The organism is Sorangium sp. So ce321 (assembly GCF_051530195.1).
In the GTDB taxonomy this organism is placed as follows: domain Bacteria; phylum Myxococcota_A; class Polyangia; order Polyangiales; family Polyangiaceae; genus Sorangium.
In genome coordinates, this window is record NZ_CP150329.1 from 8,343,719 (window position 1) to 8,356,738 (window position 13,020).

The following is a 13,020-nucleotide window of genomic DNA, read 5'->3' on the forward strand; positions in this document are numbered from 1 at the left end:
GGGGCGTCCCGGCGAACGCGGGGGCGCGCCGCCGCCGCGAGCGCCTTGACGCCTCGCCGCGCGGGGGCGTAGCTGTCGGCCGTGTTGAAAAAGATCCTCGTCGCCAACCGTGGAGAGATCGCCTGCCGCGTCCTCCGGACCTGCAAACGGCTCGGGATCGCCACGGTCGCCGTGTACTCCGACGCGGACGCGAGCGCGCCGCACGTCGCGATGGCCGACGAGGCCGTGCGCATCGGACCGCCGCCGGTCCGGGACAGCTACCTCGTCATCCACGCGATCGTCGAGGCGGCCCGCGCGACGGGCGCGGACGGCATCCACCCGGGGTACGGGCTGCTCAGCGAGAACCAGGCCTTCGCCGAGGCCGTCAGCGACGCGGGCATCACGTTCATCGGCCCCCCGCCGGCGGCGCTCCACACCTTCGGCGACAAGATCCGCGCGCGCGACCACGCGCGCGGGGCCGATGTCTTCCCGCCGCCAGGCACGGGCGGCCCGGTCGACCCCACCGACTTGGAGGCCGCCCAGCGCGCGGCCGAGAGCATCGGCTTCCCGCTGCTCGTCAAGGCCGCGGGCGGCGGCGGCGGCATCGGCATGCAGGTCGTGACCGACCCGGTCAAGCTCTCGCGCGCCCTCACCGCGTGCTCCGACCGCGGCCGCTCCGCGTTCGGCGACCCGCGCGTCTACATGGAGCGGTACATCGAGCGCCCGCGCCACATCGAGGTGCAGGTGCTCTGCGACGGCCAGGGCGGCGCCGTCGCGCTCGGCGAGCGCGAGTGCAGCGCGCAGCGCCGGCACCAGAAGATCGTCGAGGAGACCCCGTCGCCCGCCGCGTTCTTCCAGGGGGAAGCGGGCGACGCTCGCCGGAAGACGCTGCACGAGAGCGCCCTGCGCGTCGTGACGGGCGCCGGCTACGTCGGCGCGGGCACCGTCGAGTTCGTCGCGGCGGAGAGCGGCGAGCTCTTCTTCCTCGAGGTCAACGCGCGGCTCCAGGTCGAGCACTGCGTCACCGAGATGTGCACCGGGCTCGACCTCGTCGAGCACCAGATCCGCATCGCGTCGGGCGAGCCGCTCGCGCCGGAGGTCCGCGACCACACGTACCGCGGCCACTCCATCGAGGCGCGCCTCTACGCGGAGGATCCGGCGAAGAAGTTCGCCCCGCAGCCGGGCCGCATCACCGCGCTCCGCTGGCCCGCCGCGGGCGACGACCTGCGGATCGAGACCGGCGTCGCCGAGGGGCTGGAGGTGACGCCGTTCTACGACCCGCTGCTCGCCAAGATCGTCGCCCACGGGCCGACGCGCGACGCGGCGATCGCCCGCCTCGACCGGGCGCTCGCCGAGACGACCATCGAGCTGACCGGCCCGGCCGGGCCCGCCGCGACGAACCTCGCGTTCCTCCGCCAGATCCTGGCGGACGGCGACTTCCGGAGCGGGCAGTACGACACGCGCTTCGCCGAGGCGCTCGCCGCCGGCAAGAAGGCCAGCTAGTTCCGCCCGCCAGCAGTCCGGCCATGGATGGCCGGACTTCTGCGCCGCTTCGCGGTGGCTTCGTGCGGGCGGCCCTGGCGTTGTTTCCTCGGGGCTCCGCCCCGCTCCGCACCCCGGCGTCCGCTCCGCGGCCGCCCGCCCGCGGCGTCAGGGGCCGCCCGAGCGCAGCCGCGGGGCGCGCGGGGCGTTGACCGACGGCGCGGGCGTCGCGCTCGGCGCCGCCTCCGCGCCGCGCTGAATCGCGCGTGCGCCCGCTGCACACGGCGGCCGGGTTGAACTAAAAAGGAGGTCGTGAGCCACGACTTCGTCCTCGAGCCCGCCGAACGCTGGCTTGCCCACGACCCCGATCCGGAGACCCAGAGCGAGCTGCGCCAGCTCATCGAAGCGGCCAGGGCGGGCGAGGAGGGCGTCCGCGCCGAGCTCGCCGAGCGCTTCGCCGGTCCCCTCGAGTTCGGCACGGCCGGCATCCGCGGCGTGCTCGGCGCCGGCGAGAGCCGGATGAACCGCGCGGTCATCCTCCGCACGACGGCCGGCCTCGCCCGCTACCTCCTCGGCGCGCTCGGCGACAAGGCGCGGAGCGCCGGCGTCGTCGTCGGCTACGACGGTCGCCGGATGAGCCGCGAGTTCGCGGAGGACGTCGCCTGCGCGCTCGCCGCCGCGGGCATCCCGAGCCACCTCGCGCCCGCCCCCTGCCCCACCCCGGTCGCCGCGTTCGCGGTCGCCCACCTCGGCGCGGCCGCGGGCGTGATGGTGACGGCGAGCCACAACCCGCCCGAGTACAACGGCTACAAGGTCTACTGGGACAACGCCGCACAGATCATCCCGCCGCACGACACAGGCATCGCGACGGCGATCGACGCCTCGCCGCCGGCGGACCAGGTCCCCCGCGTGCCCCTCGACGAGGCGAGGCAGCGGGGCCTCGTGCGCGACTTCCCCGAGGAGCTCGAGCAGAGCTACCTCCGCGCGATCCGCGGCCTCGGGGTGCGGGGCGACGGCGATCGCGGCCTGCGCATCGTGTACACGCCGCTGCACGGCGTGGGCAACCGCCTCGTCCGCACGGCGCTCGCGCAGGCCGGCTTCACGCGCGTGACGAGCGTGCCCGAGCAGGCCGAGCCGGACGGCGCGTTCCCCACGGTCGCGTTCCCGAACCCCGAGGAGAAGGGCGCCATGGACCTGGCGTTCGCCCTGGCGAAGAAGGAGGGCGCCGACCTCGTCCTCGCCAACGATCCGGACGTCGACCGGCTCGCCGTGGCGGTGCGGCGCCCGGACGGCGAGTACGCGCAGCTCACGGGCAACCAGGTCGGCGTGCTCCTCGGCCACTACCTGCTCACCGAGGGCCCGCCCCAGGGCGGCGGCGGGGCGCACGAGCGCCGCCTCGTGCTCGCCTCGTGCGTCTCGACCCCGATGCTCGGCGCCATCGCCGCGGCGCTCGGGGTGCACTACGAGGAGACGCTGACGGGGTTCAAGTGGATCGCCAACCGGGCGATGGACATCGAGCGGTCGACCGGCGCCCGCTTCGTGTTCGGCTTCGAGGAGGCGCTCGGCTACACCATCGGCCCGGTCGTGCGCGACAAGGACGGCATCAGCGCCGCGGCGGTGCTCGCCGAGCTCGCGGCGGTGCGCAAGGCCGAGGGCAAGACCCTGCTAGACGAGCTCGAGGCGCTCACCCGCAGGTACGGCCTCTACATGAGCGGGCAGCGCTCCTACACCCTGCGCGGGGTCGACGGCGTCGAGAAGATCACGGCCATCATGGCCGCGCTGAGGAAGAGCCCGCCGGCCGAGATCGGCGGCGTCCCCGTGGCGGCGTGGCGCGACTTCGAGGCGCGCACGCGCACCTCGAGCGACGGCAGGACCGAGTCGCTCGTCCTGCCCCCGAGCAACGTGCTCGTGTACGAGCTCGACGGCGGCAGCCGGATCATCGCGCGCCCGAGCGGCACCGAGCCGAAGATCAAGTTCTACTTCGACGTGCGCGAGGAGGTCGCCCCGGACGAGCCGCTGGGCGACGTCGAGGCCCGCGCGGCGGCGCGGCTCGACGCGCTCGCCAGGGCGTTCTCGGGCCTCGCCGGGATCGGCTGAAGGGCCCCTTCAGCCGCCGGAGGTGCGGAAGGCGGCCCGGCCGACGAAGAACGGGCCCATCTGGCTGATGAACTCCGAGGTCTGGCGGGTCTTCCGCATCGCCTGCACGATGTGCGAGAGCGGGTGGAGCTCCCTGCCGACGAGCCCGATCACGAACTCGTTGTCGCGGGCGTCGAGCCCGTGGCACGCGAGGCGGATGTCGTGGGCGAGATCCTGCGCGCCGTACGCCCGGCCGATGGTGCCGTGCTCGCGCAGGATGCTCCCCTGCTCGCGCCCCTCGAGCTTGGAGAACGCGCCGCTGCGGCGGAGCGGGTACCACACCGCCCACGGCCAGGCGGGGTTGAGGACGGTCTCGGCCGGGCGCCGGAGCATCCAGTACTCCAGGTCCTGCTCGTAGCCGGTCGAGTAGGTGCGCCCCAGCATCGTGAAATCGGGGCGGAGCTCCAGCGCCCGGAGGTCGCCGCGGTTGAGCGCCGGCCGGACGGTCTGGACGAAGACGGCTGGATCCTCCGCCCAGGTGAGCACCGCGATCCCCCGCGGGTCGCCGAGGTCCTCGTAGACGACCGCGCCGACGCGCTGGGCCTCGAGGGCCTGGCCGACGGCGCGGGTCAGCTCGGCGGGGTCGCTGGCGCTGGGGCAGCGGAAGACGAGCAGCTGCATGAACAACCGGCGGTCGAGGACCTGCGGTCGCCCGTCGCGCGGCGCCCCACGCTCGGCAACGTCGATGTGCGGCAGCTCGGGCTCCGCGTGGCCGGCGGCGGGCCGGCCCGTGGTGGATTCGCTCATGGCGTAGGGGTACCGAGGTTCGCGCAGGGCGGCAACTGCGAGGCGCGGGGCCGCCGGCAAGCGCCGCGGGCGCCGTACCCGGCGCGGTCGGGCGGGCAGAGCGCCCGTCTCGGCGCGGATGTGCGTGATACGGGTTACACCTGCACGGCTGCCCGCGCCGGTGCCCGCATCCTGGCATGTGACCGTGGGGTCAGAACGAGAGCTGGACAACGCTGGACGACCAGGGAGGCCTTGTCGAAGGCTGCGGCGCCCCGTGTCGCGCGCCTGCTCCGGCGTAATCATCTCTTGCCATCCAGGCGAACTCACGCTCCCCTGCAAGGTACAACCACGACTCCTGGAGTCGCCTCGACGATGTGCTCCCGGGCAGGGCTTCCCGTCCGAGACCGCACGCGCCGCGCCCGCGATCGGGCCCGGCTTCGTCAGGGCCTTCCCGCCGTAGGTTCGCCGCGATGAAGACGCACGACACGAAGAGCAAATCCTCGATCCCCGCCGGCAAGTGCAAAGGAACGTTGCTGGTCAACCTCCGGTCGTTCGTCACGACGAACCGCGACGCCGGGGCCTGGGAGCGGCTGGTGACCTCGCTGCCCAAGTCAGACCGGGACGTACTCTATCAGCCGATTCTTGCGAGCAGCTGGTATCCGATCGGCGTCTGGAACCGGGCGTTGCGAACCCACGTGCGGACCGCGAGCGACCAGGCCGCCGAGATCAAGCGATTTGCCCGCTACGTCGCGGACCGCGATCTCAATACGGTATTGAAATTCGCGCTGTCGATCGCGATGCCCGACACGATCGTCGCCCGCACCGGGATGTTCTGGTCGCGCTATTTCGACGCCGGGAAGGTCTTCCCGCGGATGGTGAAGCCGCGGGAGTGGGTGCTGACCATCACGGGGCCGACGGGGGACGACGAGGGCCCCTCGGCGATGAACTGCGGAGATGGCGTCTGCGGCTGGGTGGAGCAGGCGCTGCTCCTGTGCGGCGCGTCGACCCCCAAGGTGACCCACCAGCGGTGCCGGTTCCGGGGCGCGACCGAGTGCCTCTCCGAAGTCGTCTGGTGAGCGGGTGAACAACTCGGGAATTACCTGAGCGGCATCAGGCCCCGCCTGGTAGCCAGACGCCTGACGACCCGGCGGCGCCCTCGTTTGGCTATTGACTTTTTCCTGCGCTCTGAGCCAAACTGGGTGCAGGCGGGACACATGTACACGAAACCTCTTAACGCGAGGTCATCGTGCTGGCTCTTTCGTCCTCAGCGTCTGAGGGTCAACATCGTGCCCGCGCCGCGCCTTGTCTCCTGACGGACGCTGGCCGGTCAGCCTGAGGGGGTTTCGGTGGAGCATAGACCGGCGGGCAGGCACGAGGGAGACTGATTCAGCAACCTTCCAGGTAAATTCATGCTGTCACCTCGCTCGCAGCGGCACAAGGAAGTCAAGGACAGCCTCAAGGCGACGCCGCATCCGGTCTGGGTCGAGGACATGATCGAGTCCCTGGCCGACCAGTGGAAGGCCGCGGTTTACACGCCGCCGATCGCGCGGACGATGACGGAGCCGGTCGACCACGAGACCTGGAGCTTGCTCATCCGGGAGTTCTTCTGCGTCGTCGAGGCGTTCCCGAAGTACATGGGGCTCAGCCTGGCCAAGACGACGTATGGCCAGACGCCGCGCGACTTTCTGGTGCGCGACTGGCTCATCGGCAACATCCGGGTCGAGGCGCTGCACGTGCGCTGGTACCTCGACTGGGCGGCGGGGCACGGCATCAGCGCGTCGGAGATCACGAGCCACCGTCCGAGCACGGAGGTCGCCTCGCTGTTCGAGTGGCTCTGGTCGGTGTCCTACCGCGGCTCGCTCGCGGAGGCGGTGGGCGCGGTCAACTACGCGATCGAGGGGATCACCGGCGAGTGGTCCCGCGTGGTGCTACCGGCCTTCACCAAGCTCTACGGTGAGGGGAGCAAGTCGCTGACGTGGCTGGCCGCGCACGCGAACTACGATGACGCTCACCCGCGCGAGGCGCTCGAGATCGTGAAGCTCGCGACCACCTCTGCCGAGGAGATCCGCCGGGTGCACTCGAGCGTCGGCCGCTCGCTCGAGCTGTTCGAGCGCGCGCTCAAGGCCTGCAGCGTCCCGAGCCGCGGCAGCTGACCCGCCCCCGCCTTCCGGCGCGGCCAAGCTAGCGAGTCAGCCGCGTCCGCCTGCCTCGACTCGACGCATCGAGCTCTCCCGTCGCAGAACGAGCACCTCGAATACGCCCGGGAGCGCCGAGGGCGCCTCTTCCCCTCCTCAAGCAACCTCGATCTCTTCGAGGTTTGCTCATTCATCAGCGCACGTTCGCCGCCCAATTCAGGTCGAAACCTCGCCGAAACAGGCCTCGTACCTCCCGCTGCGAGGCCGCGCTCCTGCAGAGTTTCCTGAGCTCCAGCAGCGCTCTCTCCGCCCCTGCGCCCGCCGACCAGAGCGGGGCTCACCCGCACAGGAGACGGGCCCAGATCGGCGTTTTCGGCGCGCAGGCGTACTCCTGTACGCCGAGCACCGAAAACGTCGAGGTGGGCCCGTATCCGAAGCGGGTGAGCCCCGCTCTAGCGGGTGAGCCCCGCTCTAGCGGGTGAGCCCCGCTCTAGCGGCCGTAGACGGCTTTGCGGACCTTCTTTCTCAGGTCGTCGAGCACGAAGGGCTTCGTGATGTAGTGGCGCGCGCCAGCCTGGATGCCGGCGATGACGTCCATCGGATCCGACTTGGCGGTAAGGAAGATGACCGGCACCCGACGCGTCGGCTCGTTCTCGCGGAGTCGCTTCGTCATGCTCACCCCGTCGAGCTTCGGCATCATGATGTCCACGATCACGAGATCCGGCCGCGGCTCCTGCTGCGCGAGCGCCAGACCGTCGACCCCGTTCGTCGCGACAACGGTGTCGAACTCGTCGCCGAGGAACCGGGCGATCATCGCCGCCGTGTCCTCCTCGTCCTCCACCACCAGAACTCTCTTTTTTGTCGCGGTCACCATGCGCCGGCAAAGGATAGCGCGAAGCAACCGACGGGGGCCGTTGATGGGTCAATTTTTCCAGGAACATTGGAGCCCCATCAATTTTCTTCACCGTCATCGCAACCGCGGCGTCCGGGGAGGCCGGCGGCAACGAGAGCGCGCGGCGCGCGCAACGCACGGCTCCTGCACCGAGCAGGGCTGTCTCGGGCACACGCGCGATGTCATGAGAGCCGGCCGCGCGGGCGCCATTCGATGTCTTCCCGAGCCGCTCCCGGACCCGGGTGGATGACGCAGAGGCCGACTCGGCCCGCGACCGGACGCCGCCCGACGGGCGCTCCCAGCACGCCCGCCGCGTCGGGAGCGCCCGGGCTTGGATCAGCTCACTTTGCTGGAGGGGGCCGGGCCGAGGGCTCAGGCCGCGCCGGCGGCCGCGCGCTCGAGCAGCGACGCGAGGCGGTCGAGCTGCATGGGCTCCACGAACGTGCTGCCTAGTTCGCGCATCAGCACCGTCCGGACCGTGGAGCCCCGGCGCTTCTTGTCGAGCGACAGGAAGCGCAGCGCGGCGGAGACCGGCTCGTCCTCGATGCGGGTGGGCAGCTCGAGCCGGGCGAGCAGGCGGATGACCCGGTCGGCCGCCGCGTGGTCGGTCACGCCGAGCGAGCAGCCGACGCGGAGCATCGCCACCATACCGAGCGCGACCGCCTCGCCGTGGGCCAGCCGGACGAACCCGCCCTCCGCCTCGAGGGCGTGCCCGAGCGTGTGGCCGAAGTTGAGGAGGGCGCGGTCGCCCGCCTCGCGCTCGTCGCGGACGACGATGGCCGCCTTCACCGCGATCGAGCGGCGGATGATCTCGGCGAGCAGGCCGGGGTCGCGCGCGAGGACGCGGTCGGCCTCGCGCTCCAGCAGCGTGTGCAGCTCCGGGTCGCCGATGCAGGCCGTCTTCACCACCTCGGCGAGCCCGCTGCGGAAGGCGCGGTCGGTCTCGGTCGCGAGCGCCGCCGGGCTCGCGACGACGGCGGACGGCTGGTGGAAGGTGCCGACGGCGTTCTTCGCGGGGCCGAGGTCGACCCCGGTCTTGCCGCCGACCGAGGCGTCGACCATCGAGAGGAGCGTCGTCGGCGCGGCGACCCAGCGGACGCCGCGGAGGAGCGTGGAGGCAGCGAAGCCGCCGATGTCGGTCACCACGCCCCCGCCGTGCGCGAGCACCACCGCGTCGCGGTCGGCGCCCGCGTCGAGCATCGCCGTGAGCGCCGCCTCGACGGCCGAGAGCCGCTTGTGCTCCTCGCCGGGCTGGAGGACCGTGACCGCCGCGGCCGGCTTGCCCTGCGCCGCGAGGGCGTCGAGCAGCGGCGCGCCCCAGAGGCGGCTCACGTTCTCGTCCGTGACAACGAAGACGGATGACGGCGCGAGCGCCGAGACGGCATCCGCGACGGACGCCGCCGCGTCGAAGGCGATGCGCACGGCGTAGCTCTTGTCGCCGAGCGGCACGAAGAGCGGGCGATCTGCGTAGGCGCGGAGGACCCGCGCGGCGACCTCCTCGGGCGCGACGCCGTCCGTCACGACGCGGGCGTGCGCCTCCGCGTACACGGTCGCGCGCGCCGCCAGGAGCTCGCGGATGCGCGCCTCCCGATCCGGCGCGCCGTCGAGGAGCGGGCGCGTGCCGCTCGGCGTGCGCGCGGCGATCGTGCGCGGGGTCGCGCTGAGCGCGACGACGCAGCCGCGCTCGAGCGCCTCGCTGCGCAGCGCGGGGTCGACCAGGGCGCCGCCGCCGAGGGCGATGATGCGCGGGCCGCGCGTGGCGAGGAGCCGGCGCAGGGTCGCCGCCTCCAGCGCGCGGAAGCCGGCCTCGCCGCGCGAGGCGAAGAGCGACGGGACGCTCTCGCCGGCCTCTGCCGTGATGACGCTGTCGAGGTCGAGGAACGGGAGACCTGCGCGCGCTGCCGCAATGCGGCCGGCGGTCGTCTTTCCGGCCCCCATGAAGCCGGTGAGCAGGAGCGGAGGTGCGTCGGAGGGGAATTCCATGGCGTTCAGTACGAGCGGACCTGCTGGAGGTAGGTGTCGACGTTGCGCGAGAGCTCGGTGAGGCTGTCGCTGCCGAACTTCTCGAGCAGGGCCGCGGCGAGCGTGATCGACACCATGGCCTCGCCGACGACCGAGGCGGCCGCGACGGCGCAGACGTCGCTCCGCTCGAAGGCCGCGTCGAACTGCTCCTTGGTGCGCACGTCGACCGAGGGGAGCGCGCGCTTCAGGGTGGCGATCGGCTTCATGGCGGCCCGGCAGATGAGGGGCATGCCGTTCGTGATGCCGCCCTCGAGGCCGCCGGCGCGGTTCGACGGGCGGGTGAACGCGTGCGACGCCTGATCGTACCCGATGGGATCGTGCACCTCGGAGCCCGAGATGCGCGCGGCCTCGAAGCCGATGCCGATCTCGACGCCCTTGATCGCCTGGATGCTCATCAGCGCCTGCGCGAGCCGGCCGTCGAGCTTGCGGTCCCACTGCACGTGGCTCCCGAGCCCGGGCGGCAGGCCGGTGGCGATCACCTCGAAGACGCCGCCGAGCGTGTCGCCCCGGTGCGCGGCCTCGCGGATGGCGTCGCGCATCGCCTGCGCGGCCGTGGCGTCCACGCACGCGAGGTCGGAGGCGCGGGCGCGCTCGCGGAGCTCGGTGAGCGGGAGGTCGCCCCCGCCCGAGGCCGCGGAGATCGGCGACTGCACCGCGCCGATCGAGAGCACGTGGGCGAAGACCTCGACGCCGACCGACCGGAGGAGCTTGCGGCAGACGCCGCCCACGGCGACCCGCGCCGCTGTCTCGCGCGCGCTCGCCCGCTCGAGCACGTCGCGCAGGTCCCGCCGGGCGTACTTGAGGCCGCCGGCGAGATCCGCGTGGCCAGGCCGCGGGCGGGTCAGCGCCTCGGGCGGCTCGGGGAACGGCTCGGGGCCCATCCGCCCGGCCCAGCTCGCGTGATCGCGGTTCTCGATCACCATGGCGATGGGGCCGCCGAGCGTCTCGCCGCCGCGCACGCCGGCGACGAGGCGGGCGCGATCGGTCTCGATCTTCATCCGCCCGCCGCGCCCGTAGCCGCGCTGGCGCCGCGCCAGATCCTCGTCGATGTCCTCCGCGAGGAGCGGCATGCCCGCCGGAATACCCTCGACGGTCGCCACGAGCTCCGGCCCGTGCGACTCGCCGGCCGAAAGCCACCTGAGCTGCGTCATCGTCTGCAAAACCTCCTTTGCGCCCGGAGCTCCGGGCCAAGCTCACTGCGTATTACAGATCGATCTGCTCCACGTCGACGCCCTGCGCCAGAGATCGGCCAGCGCCGTCCGCTTCGGCCTGGATCAGGGGCCTCCCCGCGCCGTCCGCGACGTGGGTCGCGGATCGGCTCGCGCCGTCCGCTCCGACGTGGGTCGCGGATCGGCTCGCGCCGTCCGCTCCGACGTGGGTCGCGGATCGGCTCGCGCCGTCCGCTCCGACGTGGGTCGCGGATCGGCTCGCGCCGTCCGCTCCGACGACCTGCTCGCCCAGGAACCGGGAGGCCACCGCGGCGAAGCTCTTCGGCAGATCGGTGACGAGCAGCGTCAGGTTGCCCGGCGCGCTCCGGGACGTGGCGAGCCCGCGCTCGGCCAGGAACGACGCCACCTCGTCCGCTGTCGCCGACGCGCTGTCGACGATCGGGAGGGGGCCGCCGGCGAGCGCCGCCGTCTCGGCCTCGATCGCGGTGCGAAGGAGCGGGAAGTGCGTGCAACCGAGCACGATCGAGCGGGCGCCCGCGCCGATGAGCGGCTCCAGGTACCGCCGCGCGACCAGGCGAGGGACCTCGCCCTCGACCCAGCCCTCCTCCGCCAGCGAGACGAGCAGCGGGGCCGCCTGGCCGGCGACCTCGGTGCGCGTGCTGAGCGACGCGACAGCGCGGGGATAGGCGCCGGACGCGATGGTCCCGGCCGTCCCGAGCACGCCGATCGTCGCACCGCGCGAGGCGGCCACGGCGGCCCGCGCGCCGGGAAGAATGACCCCGAGGACGGGCAGGTCGAGCTCGACCCGGAGCATGTCGAGCGCGACGGCGCTCACCGTGTTGCACGCGACGACGATCGCCTTGACCCGGCGCTCGATCAGCACGCGCGCGCAGCCGAGCGCGTAGCGGACCACCGTCTCGGGAGACCGGGTGCCGTACGGGACGCGCGCCGTGTCGCCGAGGTAGACGATGTCCTCCGCGGGGCAGCGCCTCCGCAGCGCGCGCACGACCGTGAGGCCGCCAAGCCCCGAGTCGAACACGCCGAGCGGCGCGTCGCCGTGGGACGTCACGGCTCCTCGATGCGGAACAGATGCGGCGGCTCGCGCAGGAACTGCTCGCGCGCGATCGCGTCGAGCGCGCTCCGGACGAGCCCCTCCGGCGCGTCGTGCGTGATGAGCACCACGTCGATCGCGGGCTCGCGCGCCGCCGAGCCGCCAGCCGGCGCCGCGCCCTTGGTCGGGCCCTGCTGCACGATCTGCTCGATGCTGACCCCCGCGTCGCCCAGCGCGCCGGCCAGGCGGCCCATGACGCCCGGGCGGTCCTCGACCGCGAAGCGCAGGTAGTACCGGGAGACGGTCTCGCTGAGCGGGCGGACCGGGCGGGGCTTGATCGACATGCCGCGGCCCTGCATGCCGGCGACGCCCGAGGCGATGGAGCGCGCGACGTCGAGGATGTCGGAGACGACGCTGACCGCGGTCGGCAGGTCGCCGGCGCCGCGGCCGTAGACGAGCGACGGACCGACGGCGCGCCCCTCGAGGAGCACGGCGTTGAGCACGCCGGAGACGTTGGCGAGCACGCTCTGCTTCGGGATCAGCGTGGGGTGCACGCGCAGCTCGATGGATCCGCCGAGATCGCGGCCGATCGCGAGGTGCTTGATGGTGTAGCCGAAGCGATCGGCGTAGCGGTGGTCGGCCTCCTCGATGGTGCGGATGCCGGACGTGTGAACGTCCTTGCTGTCGATCTGCGCCCCGAAGGCGAGCATCGCGAGCACGATGAGCTTGTGCGCGGCGTCGTGGCCGTCGACGTCGAGCGACGGATCGGGCTTCTCGGCGTAGCCGAGATCCTGCGCCTCGCGCAGCGCGGCGTCGAACGAAGCGCCCGTGTCGCGCATGCGCGTGAGGATGTAGTTGCAGGTGCCGTTCAGGATCGCGGTGACGCGCTCGACCCAGTCGCTCGCGAAGGCGTCGCGGAGCGTGCGGATGATCGGGATGCCGCCGCCGACCGCCCCCTCGAACGCGAGGTCGACCTGGCGCGCCGCGGCCCGCGCGAGGAGCGCGGGGCCGTGGGCCGCGAGCAGCAGCTTGTTCGCGGTGACCACGCCCTTGCCGCGGTCGATGGCGCGCTCGATCAGGGCGCGGGCGGGCGTCTCACCGCCCATCACCTCGACGACGAGGTCGATCGTGGGGTCGTCGACCACCTCCTCCGCGCTCGTGGTGAGCAGGCTGCGATCCAGCGCCGAGACGCGCTCCTTCTCGATGTCACGCACGGCCACGCGCTTGACCACGAGGGGCACGCCGGCGCGCTCCGCGAGGTAGCCGGAGTTCTCGGCGAGCAGGCGGAGGACGCCGCCGCCGACCGTTCCGCAGCCGAGGAGCCCGATCTGGATCGGGGCGCCGCCGCGCAGGCGCCTGCGATCGCTGGCGGCGTGGGGTTCAGGGTTCAAGTTCAAGGGCGAACCGCCTTCCGTCTTCATGCGCGCG

10 protein-coding genes are annotated in these 13,020 nt (G+C 72.8%); 4 read left to right on the forward strand and 6 right to left on the reverse strand.

Going from position 1 to position 13,020, the window contains the following annotated elements; genetic code table 11:
- Positions 1-81: 81 nt before the first annotated feature.
- On the forward strand, positions 82-1,482 hold the full coding sequence (locus WME89_RS30760) for an acetyl-CoA carboxylase biotin carboxylase subunit (protein ID WP_438003245.1): 1,401 nt from the start codon (positions 82-84) through the stop codon (positions 1,480-1,482).
- A gap of 291 nt (positions 1,483-1,773) precedes the next feature.
- A complete protein-coding gene (locus WME89_RS30765) occupies positions 1,774-3,558 on the forward strand; it encodes a phospho-sugar mutase (protein ID WP_438003246.1) in 1,785 nt (594 codons plus the stop codon).
- A gap of 9 nt (positions 3,559-3,567) precedes the next feature.
- On the opposite strand, the gene WME89_RS30770 is transcribed toward WME89_RS30765, so the two are convergent.
- Positions 3,568-4,344: a chlorite dismutase family protein gene (locus tag WME89_RS30770; RefSeq protein WP_437618125.1), complete on the reverse strand. Its 777-nt coding sequence runs from the start codon at positions 4,342-4,344 to the stop codon at positions 3,568-3,570.
- A gap of 449 nt (positions 4,345-4,793) precedes the next feature.
- Between WME89_RS30770 and WME89_RS30775 the strand changes: the two genes are divergently transcribed.
- Positions 4,794-5,399, forward strand: coding sequence for a hypothetical protein (locus tag WME89_RS30775; RefSeq protein ID WP_436623100.1), 606 nt, complete (start codon positions 4,794-4,796; stop codon positions 5,397-5,399).
- 333 nt (positions 5,400-5,732) lie between these two features.
- Positions 5,733-6,476: a TenA family transcriptional regulator gene (locus WME89_RS30780; RefSeq protein ID WP_436623099.1), complete on the forward strand. Its 744-nt coding sequence runs from the start codon at positions 5,733-5,735 to the stop codon at positions 6,474-6,476.
- 472 nt (positions 6,477-6,948) lie between these two features.
- Here WME89_RS30780 and WME89_RS30785 read toward each other — a convergent pair whose 3' ends face one another.
- The 5 genes from WME89_RS30785 to WME89_RS30805 all read right to left on the reverse strand — a co-directional run bounded on the left by WME89_RS30785 (position 6,949) and on the right by WME89_RS30805 (position 12,983).
- Entirely contained in the window at positions 6,949-7,302 is a 354-nt protein-coding gene (locus WME89_RS30785; protein ID WP_437923244.1) for a response regulator transcription factor, read from the reverse strand.
- 420 nt (positions 7,303-7,722) lie between these two features.
- A complete protein-coding gene (gene aroB, locus WME89_RS30790) occupies positions 7,723-9,333 on the reverse strand; it encodes a 3-dehydroquinate synthase (RefSeq protein WP_438003247.1) in 1,611 nt (536 codons plus the stop codon).
- 5 nt (positions 9,334-9,338) lie between these two features.
- Positions 9,339-10,523, reverse strand: coding sequence for a chorismate synthase (gene aroC / locus WME89_RS30795; protein WP_437662099.1), 1,185 nt, complete (start codon positions 10,521-10,523; stop codon positions 9,339-9,341).
- Between the two features lie 52 nt (positions 10,524-10,575).
- A complete protein-coding gene (murI, locus tag WME89_RS30800) occupies positions 10,576-11,610 on the reverse strand; it encodes a glutamate racemase (protein ID WP_438003248.1) in 1,035 nt (344 codons plus the stop codon).
- Positions 11,607-12,983: a homoserine dehydrogenase gene (locus WME89_RS30805; protein ID WP_438003249.1), complete on the reverse strand. Its 1,377-nt coding sequence runs from the start codon at positions 12,981-12,983 to the stop codon at positions 11,607-11,609. Before WME89_RS30805 ends, murI begins: the two co-directional genes overlap by 4 nt.
- Positions 12,984-13,020: the final 37 nt, after the last annotated feature.